The organism is Acinetobacter sp. YH12235 (assembly GCF_013417705.1).
Lineage (GTDB): Bacteria > Pseudomonadota > Gammaproteobacteria > Pseudomonadales > Moraxellaceae > Acinetobacter.
This window is the reverse complement of record NZ_VPDL01000012.1, coordinates 18179-42989: the sequence shown is the minus strand read 5'-3', so window position 1 is coordinate 42989 and position 24811 is coordinate 18179. Positions and strand designations below refer to the sequence as shown.

Below are 24811 nucleotides of genomic sequence, written 5' to 3'. Positions count from 1 at the left end.
CGACAGCTAAGCAATACTGGCCTAAAAAATGCTAAGCTAAGCTATAACTCATTTATTTGTATTTTATATCGCCCATTATGTTGCATTATCAAATCGAATTTGACGATTATCGTCAGCACCTTATTCACGTAACTCTTCGCTTTTTAGCAGATCCAACGCAAGTCCTTTCTTTACCGACCTGGATTCCGGGCAGTTACCTGATTCGTGAGTTCTCAAAGCATATTGAAGCGGTCAAGGCTTATGATGAGGACGGACGCCAGCTACAAATCCAGAAGTTTGAAAAGAATAAATGGCGTTTATTCAATACGGATCATGAACTGATTACGGTGGAATATGATGTCTATGCGTATGACCTGTCTGTTCGTGGTGCATATGTGGATCAAAACCGTCTTTATGTGAACCCGGCTTGTGCATGTTTAGGGCTGGAAGGTCAGGAACATAAAGAAATTGAAGTAGAAGTATTCTTGCCGGATGAGCTAAAACATTTCCAGCTTGCGACAGGTATGCAGGCTAAAAGTCTGGTCAAAGGTCGTTATACCTTAAAAGCTAAAAACTATGCTGAACTGATTGATGCGCCGTTTGAACTGGCGGAGCAGACCCGTTTCAGTTTTGAAGCCAATGGCATTCCGCATGAGTTTGTAGTGTCAGGCAAACATGCGATGAATGAACAGCGTATGAAGCAGGACATTGAGAAAATCTGTGCGACAGAAATTTCCATGTTCGGTTCTGCGCCATTCAATGATTATACCTTTATGACCATAGCAACCGGTAACAGCTATGGCGGTTTGGAGCATCCAAACTCAACCAGTCTGATTACACCGCGTGATGATTTCCCTAAAGTAGATGAGCCTGAAGAGCCATCGAAAGATTATCAGCGTTTCCTTGGCCTATGTAGTCATGAGTATTTCCATTCATGGTTAGTGAAATTTATTCGTCCAGAAAACTTCGTGAATTATGATCTAAATAAAGAAGGCTATACCTCTTTGCTTTGGATCTTTGAAGGGTTTACGTCGTATTATGATGACCTGATTCTGCTCCGTAGTGGCGTGATTAATCAGGAATCTTATATTGCATTGCTCAAAGCGCAGATTGACCGTTATTTGCAAAACCCGGGACGTTTTATTCAGTCAGTATCTGAGTCTAGCTTTGATGCCTGGGTAAAATTCTATCGTCAGGATGAAAACTCAAATAATGCCGGTACCAGCTACTACAATAAAGGCTGTTTAGTTGCACTTTGTCTGGATCTAGGTTTACGTCTGCGTGGCTCAAGTCTGGACGCTTTGATGCGTAAGCTATATGAAAATACGCAAAATGGCATTCAGGTCAATGAACGCACTATTTTCGAATTGTGTCAGGAATTGACTGGTGATAACTGGTTAGAACAGATTAATCACCTGATCAATACTACTGATGAATTGCCATTAGATCAGTTATTACCTGAATTTGGCGTGAGCTATACGCTGAAAAATGACAAGTCATTACCATTTGGTTTGAAACTTGTAGATAAGCCTGAAGGTGTGCTGGTTCAGTCTGCACGTCGTGATGGAGCAGGGGTGAAAGCGGGCCTTTCAGCGAATGATGTGATTGTGGCGATTGATGGGCTTAAAGCAACGACGAAACTTGTCGAGAAATATGCGAAACAGGAAGGTACGTATACTGTCCATGCATTCCGTCGTGATGAGCTGATGACTTTTGACGTTCAAAATGGTGGTTCTGAACTGACTGAAGTTGAATTGAAAGTTGAAGATCAAACTAAAGCTGAGAAATGGTTGAAAGCTTAATTTAGCATTTGCTGTTTTAAAAAACCGGTGTTGATGCACCGGTTTTTTTATTGCATTAAGTTTTAGAATAATTATTTAACGATCAGTCGTGAGGTTCCACGGAATTCAGCCACGATTTGATCTTCCTGATTCAGGATCTGAATATCGTAAATCCCACTGCGACCGCTACTGGCTTTATGTTCAGCTATGGCGGTAAGGGTATCACCGAGCAGTGCCGGTTTCAGATAATGAATACCACAATGTTGGCCGACTGCTGGATGTTCGCCGGTATTGCAGGCAATGGCAAATGCAGCATCAGCTAATGCAAAAATCACAGCGCCGTTACAGGTCTGATGCCCCTGTAAATGTTGTTCAGACACTTTAAGTTCAATCTTCGCATGATTGTGGTTATAAGAAATTAGATGCGCACCGAGATACTGAATTAACCGGTCCTGATTAAACATCTGGTTCACTTGCTGATCCATTGCAAAACTCCTTTTTTAGATACACTTATTTTAAAAATATTAATTATATGAATCATAAATAGCACTCTAGGAGATAAATAACAAGCGAAAGCCAGATGAATGATGAAATGCAGCCATTTTACTTATCAAAATAAAGCGCCATGAAAATGACGCTTTTAGGGATTAAGAATTAGTTACCACGATAGGTTGAATAACCATAAGAGCTCAGTAATAAGGGAATATGATAGTGCTCCAAAGCACCGTCAATCGTAAATACCACAGGTACTTCAGGGAAGAAGGTGCGTTGATTATTGGCCTTAAACCAGTCACCGGTTTTGAAGGTCACTTTATAGATGCCTTTCTGTAAAGCTGTATCTTTAGGATAAAACTCTTTGATACGGCCATTGGCATCTGTTTTTAACTCATTCAGTTTTATCCACTTGTCACCTTGCTGAGCTTCCAGAATCACCGCGACATTGGCGGAAGGCAGACCAGTTTCCTGATTCAGCACATGCACACTTAAAGGATTCTGTGCAAAAGAAAAGCTTGCTGTCGCCGCTAGAAGAGCACCAAAAATAATTTTTTTCATAGGTCTGTTCCTATTCAATAGATAGATAAAATTAAAGTTGTTTTAAAGTATGTTGAATGCCTTGTGCGGCACATTGATGATCCTGTTCAGAGCCACCAGAGCCTGCAACGCCAACAGCGCCAATGAGCTGGTTTTTATAAACCACAGGTACCCCGCCGCCCAATAATAACAATTCATCCAGGGTATTTAAATTTTGTGCATCCGGGTTCTTTTGTGCATGACGCATGAAATCCAATGTACTGGTCTTAGTCGAGTATGCAGTAAAGGCTTTACGCTGTGATGCAGTTAAATTGTGAATTCCGACAGATTCATGCCGTTGACTGGCCAAGACATTGCCGCCTTGATCCAGTACTGTGACTGCAGCGGGTTTGCTGGCTTTCTGACAAGCTTGCATGACGTTCTCAGTAAGCTGATTTGCTGTACTCAAGTCCATAATATAGGCCGTTTTTAATTCAGCATGGCTTAAGCTAACCATTGCTAAACTCGCTAGATATAAAAATATTTTTCTCTGATTTAATCTACTTCTCATGATAATGTTCAGTCATATAGAAATTGAGAAGATCATAATCAAAGAATGGAAGCTCATGGATGACAATCAGATTACCAATTTGTAATCTTTGCGCCGTATGAAATTGATTAAACTCAGCCCATGCATATTTTAATTGTAGAAGATGAAACCAAAATTGCCGGCTTCTTGGCTACAGGCTTAAATGAATCCGGCTACCAGACTACACAAGTGGGTAATGGCCTGCATGCCTTATCGGTGCTGGAACAGCAACCGATTGATCTGGTATTGCTGGATGTGATGCTGCCCGACCTAGACGGCTGGCAAGTCCTCAAAACCTTGCGTACTTTCTCTAAAGTCCCCGTACTCATGCTGACTGCCAAAGATCATGTGCTTGACCGGGTCAAAGGGTTGGAACTGGGTGCAGATGACTACTTAACCAAGCCTTTCTCTTATATCGAACTTTTGGCCCGAATTAAAAGCCTACTGCGCCGTGTACCAAAAGTTGAACATGAAATGTATCAGGTGGCCAATTTAGAGCTGAATCGTTTAACCCGGGAAGTATTTCGAGACCAGCAAAAAATTGAGCTTACCCAAAAGGAGTTTGCGCTTTTACAGTTGCTGATGGAACACCAGTCCGAAGTTTTAACCCGGACACAAATTGCTTCACTGGTCTGGAATATTAATTTTAATACCGACACCAATGTCGTTGATGTTGCTGTACGCCGATTACGTTCTAAAATTGATGATCATTTCAGTCCAAAACTTATTCATACTGTACGTGGTATGGGTTATAAACTGGATGTGCACGCATGAAAATGCATTTAGGCACACGTCTCGGCATCGCTTTTGGCCTTATTTCCTGTATCGTTTTTTTAAGTATCGGCGGGTTGTCCTATCACAATATGCAGCAGATGGTGCAACAACAGCAGGATGAAGCTTTGGCCTTGCGGATTTCCAGAATAGAAATATTTCTGGCTGATCAGCAAAGCTTTCAGGTGCTGATCGAGCATCCGGAGCTTTATGAGAATATGCTTGGACAGGAAGATAACTTACTGATTCTTAAAAATGCTCAGAATACCTTGATTGACATTAATCCTTTAAATATCGCTATTCCTCTATTGGATTATCACACCAAGCTGAATTATCAAAATAATAAGATTGAACAACCCACGACCCGTTTGGCATTTAAGCAAGTGGACTTTAATGGACAGTCTTATCAACTGATTACCGGTAAGCAGCTCGCAGCAGGGCAACAGGTTTTAAAACATTACCTGATAAAATTAGTGATCTACACTCTGCTTGGTATTATTTTATCTACTTTGTTAGCCTGGCTGATGGGACACTATCTACTGCGATCCATGCGCCAATTAATTTACGCCACTCAGCAAATTAATGTGCAGCAGCTGGATCAGCGTATCGAGTTGCCATCCCGAACTATTGAGGTGCAGCAACTAACCGAGGCCATGAATGCCATGCTGGACCGAATACAGCAAGGCTATGAACAGTTGGCCCGATTTTCTGAAGATATTTCCCATGAATTACGAACGCCCCTGAATAACTTGATGGGGCAAACCCAGATTGCCTTGTCGAAGTCACGCAGTCGCGATGAATTAGAAAATTTGCTGTATTCCCATCTGGAAGAGTATGAACGTCTAACTCAGATGATTGAAAACATGCTATTTATCGCCCGAGTTGAACATGGCCACTATCAGATAGAAAAACAGACACTAGAACTTAGCCAGATCATAGAAGATTTGCTGGCATATTTTGAGTTTCTGGCAGAAGAAAAAAATATATCTATTTATACGGATATTCCGGCTCAACTGAATATAGCTGCGCATCCGGAACATCTGCAACGTGCGCTTGCCAATTTACTCAGCAACGCAGTGCAGTATGGAAAGGAAAATGGCGAGATCAGAATCACGGCGATGACTACAGAAAATAGCTGTCGGATTGATGTGCTGACAGCAGGTGTACAGATCCCCGAGCAGCATTTAGCCCATCTGTTTGAACGCTTTTATCAAGTTGATAGCAGCCGGCATCAAAAAGCCCAAACGGGTGGTTTGGGCTTGGCGATTGTGCAGTCCATTATGCAGTTGCATCAGGGGGAAGTTCAGGTGAATAACCATTCTCAAGGGGTGGTCTTTAGTTTGATCTTCCCGATCTAAGCAGTGGCTTAACGTGTACGACGGCCACGACTCTTGGTATTTGGACGGGTGGTACCATTGGTCTTGCGACGTGGTTTTTCACCTTCTTCCATTTGCCAGATACGCGGTGTGCCGGTTTTTTTCTTGGTGCCGTCTTTCGTTACTTTCTTGTTAATTGGTTTACCACCGGTACCACCCGGTTTTTTCACATAAGAGCGCGAGCGGTAAGGTTCTTGAGCAGGCACATCTTTAAAGTCTGGATAAAGTAGGGGTTCAATTTCTTTAGTTTCACCTGGCTGTAAACCTAATTGAACCAGATCAATTGAACCGATTTTGGTACGGATCAAACGTAAGGTAGGAAAACCAACGGCTGCAGTCATACGACGTACCTGACGGTTACGGCCTTCACAGATTGAAATTTCGACCCATGAAGTTGGAACAGAAGCACGGAAACGTACAGGAGGATTGCGCTCCCATAACCATTCCGGTTCAATGACTTTAATTGCTTTGGCTGGCAGCGTAATACCGTCATTCAGTTCAACACCCTTACGAAGCTGTTCTAGAGCTTCTTCGGTTATATCCCCATCGACCTGAACCAGATAAGTTTTGAATTTTTTGCTGGCTGGATTGGTAATATATTGGTTTAAACCGCCATGATCGGTCAGGAACATCAAACCTTCAGAATCCATGTCCAGACGACCGGCAATACGCAGATCCGGATCGTCTACGAAATCCGCCATAGTCTGATGTTTTTCATCTGGACGAAATTGGGAGAGGACGTCATAAGGCTTGTTAAGAATGACAATTTTCACTTTAACCTACTAAAATATATAAAATAATTCTGGTGTGGCAGTCATGTTGCCCATTGTGATACTCCTTTACTTATAAGTAGGAGATAAGGGAAGACATAAAAGAGTCCACTAAGTGGAAGCTATCATAGCAGATTCTGATTTATCTTCCTTGAATTTATGTTTTGTATCTAATCTGATTGCGACCATGCCGCTTTAAAATGATGTACTTTTTGTATTCAAATATGATCTTCCGTTTAAGAATGTTAATCCTCAATGATCTTCATTTTCTACTGAACTTGTCGAGTCAGTTAAGGGAAGATCAGACAATTCAAGGCTAAGCAAAAAATTGACAATGATTTTTATAGAGCTGAAATGGTCTTAACGGATTTACATACCATACAAAAGCTTTCCAAACTGGCTTAGACCACTACAAAGCAAGCTGATATTTTAATTTCACAGTTTCTAATATTTTTAATTTTGAGGTGAACAATGAAATTGTTGACTTTAATTAGTATGGGTATTGCAGCGAGTTATTGTTATAAAAGCATCAAACATAACAAGCAAAATCTTTCAAATCTAAGTTTTGATGAAGTGATAAATCAACACATTTTACGAGATTTTATAGCCTGAGCATTATTCATATTTACCGTTAGCTTAAGCTAATTATAAATAGAGAATCTCAACATATCCTGTTGGGATTTTTTATTTTTATCATTTAAATATTTTTAGATAAGATGAGTAAGAAAATTTATATCAAAATGAAAGTTACATGATTAATCTATTAAATAGTCAATTAATACAACTCTATAAAGCAATGTAAACGAAAAATTCAAATCTTCTGCTAAATTAAAAAATAAACCAAATGTGTGGAGGTTTGTATGAGAAATATACCAGAAGGAACCCAGGTTATTCATCATATATCAGCTCAGGACGGTGCATTCTATAAGGAAGAAAATGGAATTCTGAAAGTCTGGAATAGTGGCATTTGGGTGAATGCGATTGTACCAAATCTGGAAAAGATGATGGAGCTTGATTTTGAGTTAGAAGTACTCAAATCTATGTAGTAATTTAAAATTTAAAGATCCTTCTATTTAGGATCTTTAAATTTATATATTGAGGTTTTAAAAATAATAAAAAATATCTTTACGGAAAAAGAGAATTTTATTGAAAATAAATTAGCAGTCGTTGATTATTTAAAAATATAGATCTGATGTTTAGTTTCAATTTGATATCAAATAAGGAAAATAAATTATGAAATAGTAAATTAAAACCTATGAAATGACTTAAAAAGACATTAAGTTCAGAAGCTTAAATTTTGGAATGGCAATATATTACATAGAAAAATTTTTTATAAACAAAGATTATTTTATGATTTCAAAGAAATAATCTATTAATTTTTTAAATAAAATTTTTTAAGTAATTGATAATTAAAAATATATTGATTGATAATTAAGGTTTAATTTATAGTTTTACTCTCTTATATTGTGTTTTACTTTAGTTTAAATATTCAAGATTATGTAATATTTTGTTATTTGGTTTTATGCTTATGTAGTGTATAAATAATATACAACTCTCCATGAGGGTAAAACACATGACTAAAGCAGAATTAGCTGTCTCCGCATTGGTCGTATTCCTTATTACCTTGATGGTTTATGGAGTAGGACAATCATTGAGTTATTAAAATAACTTTTTTCTAATGATTCCCGTATGTAAATAAAGCCCTTCGTGGGCTTTATTTTGTTTTTAGTCTGAGTCACTCTTCTGATTTTCAGAATATTCTAGTGCAGCTTTTTGTGCTTCTGCGGCGGCTTTAGCTTCCAAAGGAATAGCATCTGCTGCAATAGTAGAAGTACCATAAAGGCCTATCATAATGAGTATTAGAATTTTCGAAAACTGTTTCATATGAAATCCTCTAATTTTCTAAAACTTGATTTCAGTGTAGGGGATAAAACTCTCTGGGCATGTATGAGCGGTGTCTGCTTATGTAAGATATTCGGGCTTAGCGTGAAAACCCTTTCACCTTATGTAAGAACAATTATCTTATGAATTATTTTGTAGAATTAATTAAAGAAATGTTTTAGAAATTGAAAACATTAAATGTTCTTAAATTTATAACTTGGAAGATATAAATTTTATAACCTTAGAATTTAATTCCTTTAAAGAAAATATTACCATTTATTGAATAAAATAATATGGATTAAAAAATAGTTCAAATAGGAACAATAAAAAATATTATAGAGCTAAGAATATTTGAACCTTAGCAGATTCTATGCAAGTAGTAGCACAATCAAAATTAATAAATTGTTAAACTTCAAAATTGTGACAAGATGACTCTGAATACAGATCTAATATTCAATCTACCTTATCATCCAGTTATTCCTTGACTGCGAAAACTGTGGCATACATTTTATAGCCTCTCGTACTAAATATACTATTACTGCGTTAGTTCGATTCTGAACTGGAAACTTTGTGAACGTTGATACATCAATGCTAAATTTGGATCATCACGTTGGATCCACATCTATTGTTAGATTTTTGAAGGGTTTTATTCAGAAAACCATATTTATATTCAGAGTTAAAACAGGTATCAACATGCAACGCTATGTAAGCGACGTAAATACCTCGAATAAAGATCTAATCAGAATTGAATGACTTAACTAAAGATGCTTTTACATTGACGTATTTGGATACAGCTCAGCGATTGGCTTATTTTATATAAAGGTTAGAGTGATTAATGCAACTTCCAGTGATAGAGACAGTTCTCCAAAGGAGTTTATTCTATGGCTAAATCAAGAGCAAAACACAAGCAGGTTCAGCAAAAGGATAAAAAGGACAGTGCTCAAAATGAAGAGCAACAACAGCAACAGCAACAACCCTCTAAACCATCACGTGCGAAAAAGCGTAAATAAAATTTAGACCTGATTCAACAAAACCCTCAGCTGAGGGTTTTGTTATTTTTAAGACTGTTTCCGACAAATAATCTGGAAAAAACATCACTAAAAATAACAGGATTTTGACTTTAAATTTTTCTGTATTCCTTAAGATAAAACGAACCACTCATTAAACGGCAATGCGAGCTATTGTGAAAATTCCCAAAATCCTGCTTTTAATATTTTCCTTAAGTATATTACTTACTGCCTGTCAGCCACCGCCATCAGGTGAGCCAGCGGGCTGGAAAAGCCCGTATCTGTACTGGCAATTAAAAAAATCTGAGCTGATTAGACCGGTAGAAATTCCTGTACAAGGAGTAAAACCTCGCCAGATTCAGGATACTTGGGGTGGAGCGCGCAGTGAGGGACGTAAACACGAAGGAACCGATATTTTTGCTCAACGAGGTACACCGGTAGTCAGTGCGACCCAAGGGATCGTCCGCAAGATTGGAACCAATAATTTAGGAGGTAAAGTTATCTGGATTACTGGTCCGAATTTAAGCCAACATTATTATGCACATCTGGAGGATTATGCTGAACATATTCAGGAAGGAGACTGGGTAGAAGCAGGTGAAATCATTGCCTATGTCGGTAATACCGGTAATGCGAAAAATACACCACCACATTTGCATTATGGGATTTATCTCAGTGGGGAAGGTGCAACCAATCCTTATCCTTATTTAAAGGTAGAAGAATTGGAATAAGTGCAGGTGAATGTAAAAAAAATGTAAAAGATCGCCATCTAAAGAATGAAAAGCATAAAATAGCGTATCTCCCGCTTTTCCTGTTTTTATGAGTTTTGCTTATCGACCAGATATCGATGGCCTGAGAGCTATTGCAGTATCATTGGTTATTTTCAATCACCTGGGCTGGTCATTATTTTCTGGCGGCTATATTGGTGTTGATATTTTCTTTGTCATTTCCGGCTATCTCATCACGACCATTCTGACGCGCGATATTGAGTTGCAGCAATTTTCAATTGCACGGTTTTATAAGAAACGGGTGATCCGTCTGGCACCTGCATATTTTACTGTACTGGCAATTGTCAGTCTGATTGCTTGGCAGGTGATGTTGCCGGGTGAACTGACAGAATATTTTAAAAGTGTCATGTATGCGACTGTACTTATTGCCAATCTGTATATGCGAAATGAGGTGGGAGATTATTTCAGTCCGAATGTAGAAAATGTGCCTTTATTACATTTATGGTCACTGGGCGTAGAAGAGCAGTTTTATATTTTCTGGCCGCTCTTGCTATGGCTATTCCTTAGCAAGACCTCGCGTAAATATCTTTGGCTCGTCATCAGTGTATTCATTGTCGCTTTGGTTCTATATGCCCAGCAGCAACTGACTCAAAACCCGGCCAAAGCTTATTATAGTATGCCGGTACGGGCATTTGAGTTGTTGATTGGTGCATTGATTAGCTGCTTGCCAAAACCAAATCTGCCAAAAAAACTATTACAGGGATTGGTCTGGGCTGGGGTAAGTGTTCTATTTGCAACTGCAATTTATTTTGATCAGCAAACCCCATTCCCAGGACTGATGGCATTGATCCCGTGTCTTGCAACAGCACTGATTATTTATCTGGGACAATCCATAGCTTCAAGTAATTTATTGCTAAGTAATCGTCTTAGTACATGGATTGGCAAAATTTCATATCCTCTGTATTTATGGCACTGGCCAATCATCGTGTTCTTTGGCATTTATATGCTGCCATTGAATCTGGAAAATCAGATTATTATTGTTTTTCTATCATTTATATGTGCATTTCTGACTTATAAACTGGCTGAAACACCCCTGAAACGCTTTGTGATGGCTGCAAATTATAAAGTGATTATTCTTGGATTTCTGTTACCTGCAGCCAGTTTTATTGCGATCGCCCAAACCATCAAAACACATGAAGGTTTCCCGGAGCGTTTTCCGCAGTCTGTATATGCAAAACAGGAAGCATTACATACGTATGCTCATGTGATTCGCAGTAACTGTATGGATACCGCGGATCCAAATGTTTTGCCCAGTGCTCAAGATTGTGTCTTAGGGCAATCTAAAGAAGATATTGATTTCTTGTTGATTGGCGATTCGCATGCTAATGCCTATACTGCAATGCTAGATGAATGGGCAAAGGATGCTGATTTACGTGGTTATGATGCAACGCAAAGTTCAACTTTTTATCTGCCAGGTGTGCAGCGATTTGAGTTAAAGCTGAATCAATGGAAAGAACTGACCAAATTCCAAAAACGTAATGATGCTATTACTGCACATCTTAAAGAAACCCATTATCCAATGATTATTCTGGCGGGATCTTATGCGCAGTATTTTGACGATGATGTAAAACTTAAAGATAGTGTCCATCATACTGAGGAAGAGATATTTAAAGCAGGTTTGATAAAAGCTTTAGAAATTGCCCATCAATCTAGTGATCAGGTGGTGCTAATTAATGATGTACCACATCTAGACTGGGAAGGGATTCCATCTGATTGTAATATTCGTAAAGAGATTCTTCATCGAGACGCTTCATGTACAGTTTCTCGAAAAAGTTATGAAGCACATTTAAAGCAATTCAATCAGATTTTGGCAGAAGCAAAACTGAAATATCCGCAATTGAAAATCGTTGATCCAACCAAAGTCATCTGTGATCAGGAGGCATGTAAAACGATGCTGAATGATGTGCCTTTGTATCGTTTTAAGGATGATAATCATCTTAATGATCAGGGTTCACGGCAATTGGGCGTTGAATATCTAAAACAGTTTGGTAACCCGCTTAAAGATTTGAAGAAAGATTAAATGGAATAAAACCACGTTTAATGACGTGGTTTTATTCCCTGGGATTTGGGGCATTGACCGATTTTAATCTTTATTTAATTCTTTTCTTCTTGAACAGAAACTGGTTGCTCACCCATCTTATATTTGGAAGAACGTGTATTCCAGACCAATTGCAAAGTTCCGGCTAATAAAACTAAAGCTGCCAGCATAAACTGTTGATGGTAGTTCAATCCTAGATATTGCAGGGAGCTAAAACTCAATCCTCCAATCAGCTGAACAGCAGCAAAACATAGAGTCGCAATGCTCCAAAGCTTTTTATAGGCCAGTCCATACAGCTGCAAAATGGTATAAGAAGTGAGGAAAACCACAGCGGGATTCAACATTCCGGTAAAAAAAGAAGAACTGAAAGTGAGAAACGGATTAGCATTTAGAGTCGCAATGAAAATCGCCAGAATATATACACTATAAAGAATCTTCAGGGCAGTAAAATTGCCAAATTTTCTTGCAAGAACATAAGCAGAAAAAGCACCTAAGGCACTGCCCAATCCATATAGAATCCAGTTAAAGTTAATCCAGAACAAGCTTAATCCTAGTTCATGGCTGAGATAGTCAATCCAGAACAGGGAATGCGGAATATAGGCAAATGCACTACAGGCATAAACCGCCAGTAAACTATAAAAGACTGTATTTAAAGGTGCTTGCGCAGGATGAGAAACAGATTGTTTAGCTAGATAGGGTTTAAATTGTGGTATCAGTAGGCTTAAGCAGATACAAATCATCAGGGCAAACCCACATAAGATCAGCCAGGCCGTACGTATGGAAATCTGGTCAAGATAAGGCAAAAACAGGGTAGCTAATAAAACCCCTAATCCAATCCCGCTAAAACCAATAAAATTGATTTTAAAACGGTCTTTTAAATCACAGCACTGAGCCACGACACTTGGTGACAAAATCATCAGCAGGCCACCACTAATACCGGAAATCACGCGCCAGCTGATATACCAGATTTCAGAAAACCCTGAAAAAGCGCAACAGAATAGGCTAACCATTCCAGCTATTGCAGCAAGCTGGATATAAGTACTCATGCTTCGGTCTTGGGGCAAGCGCATCGCTGCAAAAGCACCGATTAAATAACCCAGTAGATTGGCACTACCCAAAAGACTGGCAAAGCTCGTGCTCCAGGCAAAGGCTTCACGTGTACCAGGTAACAATGCGGTATAGGAAAAACGCAGAATGCCGATGCCTAAGCACATACTCAGGCAGAGAAAAAGGCTAAGCTTGACCGTATTTGAGGACATCCATGTACTCTTGGATTTTTATATTTGTTCAAAAAATAGCATGAATCATCAAGCTAAAGGAGAAAAGGCTGAATAGATTTTATTAAAAAAAGAAACTCTAGATTAATAGCATACTTCTATTGTAAATATCTGTAAAGCTTATCGCGGAACTTTTTAGACAATAAAAAACCGCATTCATGAATGCGGTTTTTTGGAATTAATTTTATAAATTAACGCATTTTTGCCAAGAAACGGCCTAAACGGGTAATCGCTTCACGCAGTTCATTTTCTGCTGGCAGGAATACCACACGGAAGTGATCCGGTGTTGGCCAGTTGAAGCCAGTACCTTGAACCAATAGAACTTTTTCGGCACGTAACAGATCAAGCATCAGTTTCTCGTCATCCTCAACTGGATAGATTTCAGGATCAAGACGAGGGAAACAGTACATCGCACCTTCAGGTTTTACACAAGATACCCCTGGAATCTCGTTCAGCATTTCCCAGGCAATATTGCGCTGTTCATATAGGCGGCCACCTGGGCGGATCAGGTCATTAATAGACTGATAGCCACCGAGTGCAGTCTGAATTGCATATTGTGCTTGGTGATTCGCGCAAAGACGCATTGAAGCCAGCATATCTAGGCCTTCAATGTAGTCCATTGCCCGTGATTTATCACCAGTAATCGCCATCCAGCCTGAGCGATAGCCAGCAATACGATAGGCCTTAGATAAACCGTTGAACGATACACATAATTGCTTGCCTGCGAGTGAAGCTACTGACACATGTTCAATGCCATCGTAAACGATCTTGTCATAGATTTCGTCTGCAAACAGGATTAAGTCATATTTCTTCGCCAAATCAACGATTTGCTGTAATACATGACGCGGATAAACCGACCCAGTTGGATTATTCGGGTTGATAATCACGATCCCGCGGGTATTTGGCGTGATTTTGCTTTCCATATCCGCAATATCAGGATACCAGTGATCTTCTTCATCACATTTATAGTGAATCGCAGTACCGCCAGACAGGTTCACTGCCGCAGTCCATAATGGATAATCCGGCATTGGAATCAGCATTTCATCGCCATCATCCAGCAGGCCTTGCATCGCCATCACGATCAGCTCAGATACGCCATTGCCGACATACACGTCATTCACGTGCATATCCAGAATGCCTTTTTGCTGGTAATACTGACAGATCGCTTTACGTGCCGGGAAAATCCCTTTGGAATCCGTATAACCAATCGCATTTGGCAGGTTCAGTGCAACATCATTAATGATTTCTTGCGGGGCTTCAAAGCCGAATGGGGCGGGATTTCCGATATTCAGTTTGATAATTTTATGTCCGGCTTCTTCCATCTCGTTGGCCGCTCGTAACACTGGTCCGCGAATGTCGTAGCAAACATGCTCAAGCTTAGACGATTTCTTGATCTCGCGAGGGGGGGTGTTACCAATACCGGACATAATTCCATCCAATTAATTTTTAAGTTAAACCTATAGATTACGCAAATATCACAATCTATGCTGAAATTTCGCTAGAAATTTTTTCATCTCTAGCGTAAATATGGAAGTACTGAAGCATGACATTGAATGTCAAAGATTTAAAGGAGTTAGTGATGGGAAAACTCAATAAAACAGACCGGGAATGGCAAAGAGAGTTATCACCAGAAGAGTTTCGCATTACGCGTGAAAAAGGAACTGAACCGGCATTCACAGGTAAGTACTGGAATACAAAACAGGAAGGGACTTATGTCTGCCGTTGCTGTGGTAAACCACTGTTTTCTTCAACCACTAAATATGACAGCGGTTGCGGCTGGCCAAGTTTCTATCGTCCTGTGAGCAGCTCAGTTGTAGAAGAATTACCTGATACTTCACATGGTATGGTGAGAACAGAAATTGTTTGCCATCATTGTGATGCACATTTGGGGCACGTTTTCCCGGATGGTCCGGAACCGACTGGCTTACGTTATTGTGTAAACTCGGCCTCTTTAGAATTACAAACACAAGAAAAAACTGACGAGGAAACTTATCCATGACCAGCATTTATCAGTTTGAAGCTGAGTTGTTAGATGGAAAAAACAAACGGCTTGCAGATTATGAAGGGAAAGTACTTTTAATCGTAAATACCGCGAGCAAATGTGGTTTCACTCCACAATTTGCAGGTCTGGAAAAGCTTTACCAGAAATATAAAGAGCAGGGACTGGAAGTTTTAGGTTTTCCATGCAATCAGTTTGGCGGACAGGATCCAGGTTCAAATGAACAGATCGGGGAATTTTGCCAGAAAAATTATGGGGTTTCTTTCCCAATGTTTTCCAAGGTAGATGTTAAAGGTCCGGAAGCGCATGCAATCTTCCGTTACTTGACCAATAATTCCAAAGGAATTCTAGGAAATGGCATTAAGTGGAATTTCACCAAATTTCTGATTGGTCGTGATGGCAAGGTATTAAACCGTTTTGCACCTACCACCAAACCTGAAGATCTCGAAACAGAAATTGAAAAGGTTTTATAAGTTTATTTGAAATGTCTAATTTCTAATGAATAGAAAATAAGTGAAATAGAAGAATAATTTGTAGCCAAAATCCATAAAAAACCCACTTCTGGAAAGTGGGTTTTTTATTTGTGTTTAGATCTTAAAAGATTAAAGAATCGCTTTTAAACGCTGAATTACCTGTTCACATTGTGCCAGATCAGCCACCAATGCCAGACGCACATGATTTTCACCCGGGTTACCTTGCGTAGTTTCACGAGACAGATAACGGCCTGGCAATACTTTGATATGCGCTTTTTCCATCAACATTTTGGCAAAAGCTTCATCATTGTCCACTTTGAGCCAATAGTAGAAACCCGCATCCGGTTTTTTCAGCGGAAGCAAGTGCCCCAATTCTTTCTGGAACAGATCGAACTTGGCACGATACTGTACCCGGTTTTCTTCCACATGCGCTTCATCACTCCAGGCTGCAATTGATGCTAACTGGTGTTGCACCGGCATCGCTGCACCATGATAAGTACGGTATTGCAGATAAGGTTTGAGTAAAGTGGCATCACCTGCAACAAAGCCTGAACGCATGCCTGGCAGATTAGAACGTTTAGAGAGAGAATGGAAAACGACGCAGTTTTTATAGTCATCTCGGCCAATTTCGGCACACACTTCCAGTAATCCGGTAGGGGCTTCATCAAACCAGAGTTCTGAATAGCATTCATCAGAAGCAATGACAAAATCATATTTGTCTGACAGTGCAATCAGCTTTTTAAACTGCTCTTTAGAAAGAACAGCACCTGTTGGGTTGCCCGGTGTACACACAAATAACAGGGCAGTTTTTTCCCAGACTTCAGCCGGAACTGAATCAAAGTCGCCTAAGTAGTCATTTTCTTCAGTACAGTTAATGAAATAAGGTTTTGCACCTGCAAGCAGGGTAGCACCTTCATAAATCTGGTAGAAAGGGTTTGGCATCACCACATAAGGCGCATCTTCACGATTAATCAGCGCCTGAACAAAAGAAAAGATTGCTTCACGGGTACCAGAGACCGGTAATACATTGCTGTCTGCACTGATGCTATTCAGTTTAAAACGACGAGTCAGCCAGTTGGCAATGCTTTCTCGTAATTCAGGTAAGCCTTTGCTGTTCGGATAAGTCGATAGATGCTGAAAATTATCAATAATCGCCTGTTTCACAAACTCGGGTGCTGGATGCTTTGGTTCACCAATTGAAAGGGGAATCAAAGGCATATTCGCAGGCTGGATATCCGCAAAAAGTTTATTCAACTTTTCGAACGGATATGGGTGCAATAAAGACAAGCTAGAGTTCATGAATGTGTTACCGAGCAGTGTGTTAGTGTTGAGCATTGACCTGATGTGAAGCCTCATCCAGAGCAGCTTTTAAGGCTGCTGCAAAATTGTCAGACTCTGTTTGGGTCATTGGGCTGCCATCTTTTTTGGTGACAAAGAAAATATCTTCAGCACGTTCGCCAAGTGTGGCAATTTTAGCAGAGTGAATATCCAGACCCTGCATCATAAATAAACCGCCAATTTTCGCAAGTAAACCAGGATGGTCAAGTGTCGCAATTTCCACCATATTCTGGTTTAAAGCTTCATTGAGAGTGATATCGACGGTATTTTCAATGTCAAAATGACGTAACTGACGCGGAATCCGGCGCTGCATCAGACCTGGATATTCATCAGAATGACTTAAGGCATCCTGTAAGGCTTCAATGACGGTCGCTTCACGTTCCGGATCGGTCAGAAGGGTGCCAAAACGGTCAAGGACAACATAGGTATCCAGACTGAAAGCTTTGGTTGCGGTAATAATCCGGGCATCCTGAACGTCCAGATTCATGCGATCCAGAACAGCAACCGTGGTAGCGAACAGATTTGGTTTGTCTTGGGTATAGATGAAGATCTGCACGGCATCCTGTGCATATTTACGATGCGCACGCATTAATACCAATGGTGCAGGATTATCGCCATGTTCCAGAATGGCGCGGGTATGCCAGGCGATTTCATCGGCAGATTCTTTCAGGAAGTAATCATCGCCCAGTTCCTGCCAGACTTTTTCGACATCGTAAAGCGAGAAATGTTCTACCAGACGTTCACTGGCTTCGAATTTGGTATCTTCAATCAGCATCTGGTAATCAACCGGACGGCCTAAGCCAGAACGGATGACATCACGCGCATGCGTATAGAGTTGACGCATCAAAGATGAACGCCAGGTATTCCAGAGTTTTGGATTGGTCGCATTAATATCTGCTACTGTCAATGTGTACAGATAATCCAGATGCTCCATATCTCCCATTTTTTCAGCAAATTCTTTGACCACATCCGGATCGGAAATGTCTTTTTTCTGTGAAGTCACTGACATGGATAAATGGTTTTCAATCAGCCAGGCAACCAGATTGCATTCACGTTCGGTAAAGCCATGAGTACGGCAGAACTGAATCGCATCGGCTGCACCAAGCTCACTATGATCACCGCCACGACCTTTGGCAATATCATGGAAAATAGCCGCCAGATAAACGATGTCACGACGTGCTAATCGCTGGAACACAGAGCTGACCACAGGGAATTCTTTGGCAAATTCGGGTTCCTTGAAGCGATTCAGATTGCGGATCAAGAGCAGGGTATGTGCATCCACGGTATAGATGTGGAATAAGTCATATTGCATCAGACCGGTAATCTGTCCGAAAGCCGGAATATATTTGCCCAGGACACCATAACGTTTCATCGCTACCAAGGTTTCATACAGGCGATGCGGTGAACGAATGATGGCCATAAACAGGGCTTGGTGTACCGCATTATCACGGAAATCCTGATCAATACGTTTAGCCGCTAGCGTGAGCAGACGTAAAGTGCGTGCACGAATCCCTTCAATTTCAGGGCGATTGGCCAGCAAATAGAAAATTTCCAGAATGGCACTTGGCTTTTCCGAGAAAATCTTGTGATGTTGAACTGCTAACTTGCCATCGACTAGCTTGAAGTTTTCATTAATTTCTTCAATCTGGCGTTCATATTGGGGTAAACGTGGGGTAATCACGGACTCATTAAAATAAGCCAGTAGCATTTCATTCAGAGTCGAAACCTGCTGCGCGCTACGATAATAGCGCTTCATGAACTGTTCGATTGGATAGTTCGGTGGCTGACCTTCTTCACGGGTATAGCCAAACATCGCCGCAATATCCCGTTGATAATCGAACAGCAGGCGGTTTTCATCGCGCTTGGTCAGGCGGTGTAAATGATGACGAATTTCCCAGAGGAAGCTTTCGGCTTCTTCGAGTACAGCAAGTTCAAACTCGGAAATAAAGCCCAGATGCACCAGGTCATAAATACGGTTGACACGGAAATGACGTTTGGCAATCCAGCCAATCTGGTTAATATCACGGATACCGCCCGGTGCATTTTTAATATCCGGTTCCAGATTGCTTTCAGTATTATTGTGCTGAGCATAGCGTTTGTGCTGCTCGTCCATTTTCGCATCAAAAAAGGTTTTATCAGTCCAGGTTTGTGACACGATCCGGCGTGGCCACTTGGTTAAATTTTCATTGCCAATAATCAGACGTGCCTCGATCAAGGACGTCGCTACAGTAAGGTCGCTGCTGGCCTGATTGACACATTCATTGATGGTACGAACACTGATGCCCGGTTTGAAATTGCCCACATCCCAAAGCGAAGAAATAAAGCTGGAGATCAGCTTTTCCTGCTCTGAAGTGAAATCATCTTCTGAGAGGATCATGATATCGACATCTGAATATGGCAGCATTTCGCGGCGGCCATAACCGCCGACTGCGAAAAGCGCCAAATCGGTCTGATCAAGTTCAGCATGATTCCACAGAAATTGCAGGGCTTCATCAATCAGGTTAGAACGAGCCTGAATGATGTCACGGATGGACTGTCCATTTTCAAAACATTCCTGAAGCTGATTTTCTACATCGCTACGCCATTGATTGATCGCTTTGATGTCATTGTGACTTTTAATGTAATTCAGCAGCGGGGAGGTATTGATCATGAACAGTGGTCCGTTGTATTTACTTAATTTTGATGAACATTAACTTGGTCAGCAACCTGTTGAGCCAGCTCGCGAGCCTGTTCAATGCTTTCTGCACGCGCAGTCGCGACACCCATACGGCGGCGTTTAAAACCTTCAGGTTTACCAAACAGGCGTAAATCGGTATCGGCATGGGCTAAAGCAAGATTCAGGCCAGAAAATGAAAGATTGCGATCATCGACACCTGCGTAAATCACGGCACTGGCAGCCACACTATGGCGAGCTGTATTGACTGGTAAGCCTAAAATAGCACGGGCATGCAGTTCAAATTCACTCTGGAACTGGGAAGCTAAAGTGACCAGACCAGTGTCATGCGGGCGAGGTGAAACCTCACTAAACCATACTTTGTCGCCTTTGACAAAGAGTTCTACACCAAAAATGCCGCAACCGCCCAATGCCGTGGTGACTTTATTGGCGATACGTTTTGATTCTTCCAGAGCAGCGGGACTCATTGGCTGAGGCTGCCAGCTTTCTACATAGTCGCCTGAGTCCTGACGATGTCCAATCGGATCACAGTAAGAAGTTTCGATTTCGCCAGTTTGAGGATTCTTAGCCCGCACAGTAAGCAGGGTAATTTCAAAATCGAAATCAATCTGTGATTCGACAATCACTTTGCCCTGATTAACTCGACCACCTGTTTGCGCATATTCCCAGGCAGCATCGACTTCTTCAAAACTTTTCACGCGAGATTGGCCTTTACCTGAAGAAGACATCACCGGTTTCACAAAGTTTGGATAGCCAATGTCATCACAGGCTGCGCGGAAAGATTCCAGAGAATCGGCGAAGCGATAAGCAGAGGTCGGTAAGCCTAGTTCTTCAGCTGCCAGACGACGAATGCCTTCACGGTTCATGGTCAGGTTCACTGCTTTAGCTGAAGGAATTACGGTTGCAATATTCTGTTCTTCAATTTCAACCAGCACTTCGGTCGCAATCGCTTCAATTTCAGGAACAATGAGATGCGGCTGAATTTTTTGAATAAGCTGTTTGAGTTCCGCTGCATCTGCCATATTTAAGGCATAAGAAAAATGTGCCACCTGCATGGCAGGAGCATCTGCATAACGATCTGCAGCATGAACTTCTACACCTAAACGTTGCAAGGAAATCACCACTTCCTTACCTAGTTCTCCTGAACCTAGCAATAGAACTTTAAAAGCTGAAGATTGAAGAGGAGTACCAATAGTCACGTTCATGTGTATTATCCATGCTTGATTTTATGGACTTTTAGCATAACAGAACTCAATGCCGAGATAAGCCGAGTTTCATACAAAATTGTGATATTGGCCAGCAGTTTTATTTATAAAAGTTTATAGAGAATTGCATCTGAAATCAGGCAGTTCGCTTTATTGTATTTTTCATAGGGTTTAAATGATAAATCCGGTTTTGCGGATTGGGTTTTTCCATATGCAGAATTTGCTTGTCATTGAGCTGAAGTTGATGGAGAAGTTTCAGACTTTGTATTCTCTTAAAGGCATAAAAGGGAATCACAAAAGGACAGATAAAACCAAATATCCATAGCAATAAACCAAATCCTGAAAATTGCAGTGCATCGAGGAATACAGTGAAAAAGTGGAATTGATGATTTGACACTGCGACAAGTGCAAAAAATAGAAACAGTAAAATTATACTAAAGCAAAATACATAAATGAGATTTGGAATGCCTTTATGTAGCAGGCTCCAACGGCTAAAAATGATTTGTTTGGGATGCAGATGGATTACCTGTTGAGTCTGGTTATATAGGACAACGATTTTATTTTTGCCATGCTTCTGAATATAAATGACACGGACATGATCTGCGGGTTCAGCAACCACTTCTACAAAATGACCAGTAAAATTCTGTGCATTGATAAAACATTCAAAATAACAGCCGGGTAATTCGTATTGATTAAAAATAGCTAACATTTCATCACGTCGATGATGAATAAAAATTTTCCCTTCAATCATTTGCTTTGGCTCGAACATGCTAATATTTTCCTTATTTTTCTTCTTATATCAAAAAGACTTATGCATTTAATTTAGCATAAGTCTTGAATGAGATTTCTAATTTACTAAAAGGCTTAAAAAGGCATGGGGATATAGGTATAAATCAGGCCATAGGTTAAGGCTGCAGTTAAGGTCGCCATGACAATTTTCTTAAACTTAAAATACAGTCCAGCCAGCACAATAAAACCGATCAGCATGGCAAAGCTTTTATCTGGCGTTTCCAATAAGGGCGGTAAGGTCGCCACAACCAGCATGGAACTGATGGCAGCAATTCCAATCGAACCCAAGGCAATTTTCAACCATAGCGCACCACGTTTTTGCGAACCCTGCTGAAATTTTTGAATCACATAGAATGGACCAAAACGTGAGGCAAAATTGGCAATCCCGACAATAATCCCGACCAAAATAATTTCAAGATTCATGATTGATCTCCTGCATATTCAGGATCTGGTTTTTTCAGCACATAGTGCTTGAACAGGCCGGCCAAAATGCCGGAACTGATGCCGATAAAGATCGCAGCGGACAGATCGATAAAATAACAGGCAACTGCTGAGACAATAATCGTGATGGTCACCACAAAGGTGTGTTTCTTTTCAAAGGCTGCCAATAAGAAACTTAAGAACAGGGCAGGTAGCAGGAAATCTAAAGCCGCCTGCAAGAATTGTGGCAGGTGACTGACTTGATCAGCAAATAAGCCGCCTAAAAATGAACCTGTCGCCCAAGATAGCCAGCTAAATAGACTCAGACCGAGCATCCACGACTCTGACCATTCCTGACGCCGTTGTGACAGCTTGATCATACCTGAAGCAAAGACTTCATCAGTAAGACCCCAAGCCCAGACTGCGGTTTTCTTCAGGTTTAAACGATCTTGAATCAGGTTTTGTAAAGCTGGGCCGTATAAAAGATGACGAATGTCCAAGGCAATCACGGTCAATGCAGTCATCCAGATCGAAGTACCGCTACCAAGTAACGCTACAACTAAAAACTGACTGGCACCGGCATACATGGAGCAGGACAGAAATAAGGCTTCCCAGGCAGTAAAGCCGAACTGGGTGGCAGAAACGCCAAAGGCAAAGGAGACCGGAAGGTAAGTAAATATAATGGCCTGGCTATCTTTGGCACCTTGCCAGAAACCGGCAGGTTGCATCGCTACTGGATTGTGGTCAGACACAAAACACCTTGAGGGAGAGAGTTAAAACAGGGATTAAATCAAGATTGTGTATTGTACGCGAATTTACTAGCATAGTGCCGAAATGTTTAACTGGCGATTCTGATATGTTGATGTTCAAGACACGTGCAATGCTGGTCGGTGTTTTAATCGGCAGCACCTTATTTCTTCAAGCTTGTGGAAATGACAGTCAAGCGCCAAAAGCCGAAATTAAAGCGGCACCTAAACTCTCTAATGATGCGACCACTTATGCCAATGCTGCATGGCAATTCATGAATGAAGTCGATCCGCTGGTTTATAACAAGGAAATGGAACAGATAGATGCTCAGGTACGTCAACCGGCCCGTAAATTGAGTACTGACTGGCGCATTAATGTGAAAATGACTGACTCAGTGACGGAAGGAAAATATGCCTTATGTCGCAAGGCGTTAACCAGTCTGGAAATCTGGGCACGTAGCACCGTTGAAAATAGCAGTAGTGTGGCACAGAAACAGGCCGACTATGAGCGTGATAAACAGCAATGTCAGGGAGCTATTGCTCATCCTGAACTGGGAAATACTGATCCAAAGCAGAAAGGTAATGCAGTAGCTGAACAGTCTTAATCGGGTTTTATAATCTTCAGGCGGGACTTCGGTTCCGCTTTTTTGTTATAAAAAACGATTCTATTTATATAAATAAACAATAATTAAAATCAAAAAGATTGCCCTGAATCATTAAAAAAGTCCTATAATTGACTCATAATCAAGCGATTTAGAGATAAAAGTTAATTTTTGGAGTCATTTTAAATGTTTAATAAATTGTTTTTAGCGATAAGTATGAGTGCTGTTTTAGTAAGTGGAGTACAAGCTTCTCATGCGTGTGAAGTGGCACCATGTACCAATGGCTTCGATAGCGTCAATGTCTGTGAATTGCGTTCTTAAATTTTAAATCCATCTCCCTATAGAAAAAATTAAACAGCAAAAATTAAAAGAAGCCTCAGAATAAGGCTTCCCATACAATAGACGATCATGTCTTAAAGCAACATGAACAGACGTTCTAGATACAACACTGCTCCGCCCAAAAGTATACTGAGGCCGCAGAGCAAACGTAAAGAGTGCCAAGACATGAGATTACGTCCTACTGTGTTCATTTATGTTGAAAGTGCTTCTAGATAACGGCGATTCACTTCCTTCCAGTTCACAACATTAAAGAAAGCGGCAATATATTCAGGACGACGGTTCTGGTATTTCAAATAGTACGCATGTTCCCAGACATCCAGACCTAGAATCGGGGTATTGCCATGCATGAGGGGTGAGTCCTGATTGGCGCTGCTTTCTATGATAATGGTTTGATCAGGTGCCACGCTGAGCCAGGCCCATCCGCTACCAAAACGGGTCAGGGCTGCCTTGGTAAAAGCTTCTTTAAAGGCTTCAAAGCCGCCAAGCTCCTTGTCGATCGCCTGTGCAATTTCACCTTCAGGATTGCCACCTCCACTTGGACTCATTACTGTCCAGAACAGGGAATGGTTGGCATGACCGCCGCCATTATTAATCACATTATTTTTCAAATCTTCAGGGACCTGATTGGCTTTGCTCACCAGTTCTTCTACAGAAAGATCTTCCCATTCTGTGCCTTCAATACCTGCATTGATGTTGTTGATATAAGTTTGATGGTGCTTGGCATGGTGGATTTCCATGGTTTTAGCATCAATATGCGGTTCCAATGCATCATAAGCATAAGGGAGTTCGGGAAGGGTATAGCTCATTTTTAATTGTCCTTAAGCGTGATTGAGTGAGTGGAATTCTCGACTAAATTTTAAAATACGCTTGAGTTGTATTAAATACAATGAGAATTATTATCATTAATGTTATGGGAAGAGATTTTTATAAATAGGATGTAAAGATGCGTATGAGAATAGCA

Annotated in this window: 25 protein-coding genes; 11 read left to right on the top strand and 14 right to left on the bottom strand. The window is 40.7% G+C overall.

Going from position 1 to position 24811, the window contains the following annotated elements; translation table 11 throughout:
- The first annotated feature begins 77 nt into the window (after positions 1 to 77).
- Positions 78 to 1781, top strand: a complete 1704-nt coding sequence (locus tag FTV13_RS08070; RefSeq protein ID WP_180004071.1) for a M61 family metallopeptidase — start codon at positions 78 to 80, stop codon at positions 1779 to 1781.
- 71 nt (positions 1782 to 1852) lie between these two features.
- Here FTV13_RS08070 and paaI read toward each other — a convergent pair whose 3' ends face one another.
- The 3 genes from paaI to FTV13_RS08055 all read right to left on the bottom strand — a co-directional run bounded on the left by paaI (position 1853) and on the right by FTV13_RS08055 (position 3288).
- The gene (gene paaI, locus FTV13_RS08065; protein WP_180011661.1) at positions 1853 to 2245 is read right to left on the bottom strand and encodes a hydroxyphenylacetyl-CoA thioesterase PaaI; all 393 of its coding nucleotides are present in this window, start codon (positions 2243 to 2245) and stop codon (positions 1853 to 1855) included.
- Positions 2246 to 2414: 169 nt separating this feature from the next.
- Positions 2415 to 2813, bottom strand: a complete 399-nt coding sequence (gene uraH / locus FTV13_RS08060; protein ID WP_159123243.1) for a hydroxyisourate hydrolase — start codon at positions 2811 to 2813, stop codon at positions 2415 to 2417.
- A gap of 31 nt (positions 2814 to 2844) precedes the next feature.
- The gene (locus FTV13_RS08055; RefSeq protein ID WP_240904205.1) at positions 2845 to 3288 is read right to left on the bottom strand and encodes a heme-binding protein; all 444 of its coding nucleotides are present in this window, start codon (positions 3286 to 3288) and stop codon (positions 2845 to 2847) included.
- A 174-nt stretch (positions 3289 to 3462) separates the two neighbouring features.
- On the opposite strand from FTV13_RS08055, the gene FTV13_RS08050 reads away from it, so the two are divergent.
- Positions 3463 to 4134, top strand: a complete 672-nt coding sequence (locus tag FTV13_RS08050; RefSeq protein WP_180011659.1) for a heavy metal response regulator transcription factor — start codon at positions 3463 to 3465, stop codon at positions 4132 to 4134.
- Complete coding sequence (locus FTV13_RS08045) at positions 4131 to 5489, top strand: heavy metal sensor histidine kinase (protein ID WP_179993222.1); 1359 nt, start codon at positions 4131 to 4133, stop codon at positions 5487 to 5489. The genes FTV13_RS08050 and FTV13_RS08045 overlap by 4 nt, the downstream gene beginning before the upstream one ends.
- An 8-nt stretch (positions 5490 to 5497) precedes the next feature.
- Here the strand turns inward: FTV13_RS08045 and FTV13_RS08040 are convergent, their stop codons facing one another.
- Positions 5498 to 6280: an rRNA large subunit pseudouridine synthase E gene (locus FTV13_RS08040; RefSeq protein WP_180004080.1), complete on the bottom strand. Its 783-nt coding sequence runs from the start codon at positions 6278 to 6280 to the stop codon at positions 5498 to 5500.
- Positions 6281 to 6748: 468 nt separating this feature from the next.
- Here FTV13_RS08040 and FTV13_RS15870 point away from each other — a divergent pair, with 468 nt between their 5' ends.
- Entirely contained in the window at positions 6749 to 6889 is a 141-nt protein-coding gene (locus FTV13_RS15870; RefSeq protein ID WP_373683635.1) for a hypothetical protein, read from the top strand.
- 248 nt (positions 6890 to 7137) lie between these two features.
- A complete protein-coding gene (locus tag FTV13_RS08035) occupies positions 7138 to 7323 on the top strand; it encodes a hypothetical protein (protein ID WP_166136097.1) in 186 nt (61 codons plus the stop codon).
- A gap of 679 nt (positions 7324 to 8002) precedes the next feature.
- Here FTV13_RS08035 and FTV13_RS08030 read toward each other — a convergent pair.
- A complete protein-coding gene (locus FTV13_RS08030; RefSeq protein ID WP_166136100.1) occupies positions 8003 to 8161 on the bottom strand; it encodes a hypothetical protein in 159 nt (52 codons plus the stop codon).
- A gap of 878 nt (positions 8162 to 9039) precedes the next feature.
- On the opposite strand from FTV13_RS08030, the gene FTV13_RS15760 reads away from it, so the two are divergent.
- The 3 genes from FTV13_RS15760 to FTV13_RS08020 all read left to right on the top strand — a co-directional run bounded on the left by FTV13_RS15760 (position 9040) and on the right by FTV13_RS08020 (position 11970).
- Complete coding sequence (locus FTV13_RS15760) at positions 9040 to 9168, top strand: hypothetical protein (RefSeq protein ID WP_004784138.1); 129 nt, start codon at positions 9040 to 9042, stop codon at positions 9166 to 9168.
- Between the two features lie 161 nt (positions 9169 to 9329).
- A complete protein-coding gene (locus tag FTV13_RS08025; RefSeq protein ID WP_179993073.1) occupies positions 9330 to 9893 on the top strand; it encodes a M23 family metallopeptidase in 564 nt (187 codons plus the stop codon).
- 88 nt (positions 9894 to 9981) lie between these two features.
- Positions 9982 to 11970, top strand: coding sequence for an acyltransferase family protein (locus FTV13_RS08020; RefSeq protein ID WP_180011657.1), 1989 nt, complete (start codon positions 9982 to 9984; stop codon positions 11968 to 11970).
- Positions 11971 to 12044: 74 nt separating this feature from the next.
- On the opposite strand, the gene FTV13_RS08015 is transcribed toward FTV13_RS08020, so the two are convergent.
- Positions 12045 to 13247: a YbfB/YjiJ family MFS transporter gene (locus FTV13_RS08015; protein WP_180011655.1), complete on the bottom strand. Its 1203-nt coding sequence runs from the start codon at positions 13245 to 13247 to the stop codon at positions 12045 to 12047.
- A 209-nt stretch (positions 13248 to 13456) separates the two neighbouring features.
- Positions 13457 to 14692: a pyridoxal phosphate-dependent aminotransferase gene (locus FTV13_RS08010; RefSeq protein ID WP_004784132.1), complete on the bottom strand. Its 1236-nt coding sequence runs from the start codon at positions 14690 to 14692 to the stop codon at positions 13457 to 13459.
- Positions 14693 to 14844: 152 nt separating this feature from the next.
- Between FTV13_RS08010 and msrB the strand changes: the two genes are divergently transcribed.
- The gene (msrB, locus tag FTV13_RS08005; protein WP_180011652.1) at positions 14845 to 15264 is read left to right on the top strand and encodes a peptide-methionine (R)-S-oxide reductase MsrB; all 420 of its coding nucleotides are present in this window, start codon (positions 14845 to 14847) and stop codon (positions 15262 to 15264) included.
- A complete protein-coding gene (locus tag FTV13_RS08000; protein ID WP_004784130.1) occupies positions 15261 to 15737 on the top strand; it encodes a glutathione peroxidase in 477 nt (158 codons plus the stop codon). The genes msrB and FTV13_RS08000 overlap by 4 nt, the downstream gene beginning before the upstream one ends.
- A gap of 129 nt (positions 15738 to 15866) precedes the next feature.
- Here FTV13_RS08000 and dapC read toward each other — a convergent pair whose 3' ends face one another.
- The 6 genes from dapC to FTV13_RS07970 form a co-directional block, all read right to left on the bottom strand.
- Positions 15867 to 17036, bottom strand: a complete 1170-nt coding sequence (gene dapC, locus FTV13_RS07995; RefSeq protein WP_159123250.1) for a succinyldiaminopimelate transaminase — start codon at positions 17034 to 17036, stop codon at positions 15867 to 15869.
- Positions 17037 to 17058: 22 nt separating this feature from the next.
- Positions 17059 to 19725 (bottom strand): [protein-PII] uridylyltransferase, encoded by a 2667-nt coding sequence (glnD, locus tag FTV13_RS07990; protein WP_180011650.1) that lies wholly within the window; start codon positions 19723 to 19725, stop codon positions 17059 to 17061.
- A gap of 23 nt (positions 19726 to 19748) precedes the next feature.
- A complete protein-coding gene (purT, locus tag FTV13_RS07985) occupies positions 19749 to 20963 on the bottom strand; it encodes a formate-dependent phosphoribosylglycinamide formyltransferase (protein WP_171521865.1) in 1215 nt (404 codons plus the stop codon).
- Positions 20964 to 21090: 127 nt separating this feature from the next.
- Complete coding sequence (locus FTV13_RS07980) at positions 21091 to 21723, bottom strand: hypothetical protein (RefSeq protein WP_257218506.1); 633 nt, start codon at positions 21721 to 21723, stop codon at positions 21091 to 21093.
- 95 nt (positions 21724 to 21818) lie between these two features.
- Positions 21819 to 22166 (bottom strand): L-valine transporter subunit YgaH, encoded by a 348-nt coding sequence (gene ygaH, locus FTV13_RS07975; protein ID WP_163169516.1) that lies wholly within the window; start codon positions 22164 to 22166, stop codon positions 21819 to 21821.
- Positions 22163 to 22891: an AzlC family ABC transporter permease gene (locus tag FTV13_RS07970; protein WP_179993099.1), complete on the bottom strand. Its 729-nt coding sequence runs from the start codon at positions 22889 to 22891 to the stop codon at positions 22163 to 22165. Before FTV13_RS07970 ends, ygaH begins: the two co-directional genes overlap by 4 nt.
- Before the next feature lie 128 nt (positions 22892 to 23019).
- On the opposite strand from FTV13_RS07970, the gene FTV13_RS07965 reads away from it, so the two are divergent.
- A complete protein-coding gene (locus FTV13_RS07965; RefSeq protein WP_159123256.1) occupies positions 23020 to 23514 on the top strand; it encodes a hypothetical protein in 495 nt (164 codons plus the stop codon).
- A 527-nt stretch (positions 23515 to 24041) separates the two neighbouring features.
- On the opposite strand, the gene FTV13_RS07960 is transcribed toward FTV13_RS07965, so the two are convergent.
- The gene (locus FTV13_RS07960; protein WP_179993079.1) at positions 24042 to 24656 is read right to left on the bottom strand and encodes a superoxide dismutase; all 615 of its coding nucleotides are present in this window, start codon (positions 24654 to 24656) and stop codon (positions 24042 to 24044) included.
- Positions 24657 to 24811: the final 155 nt, after the last annotated feature.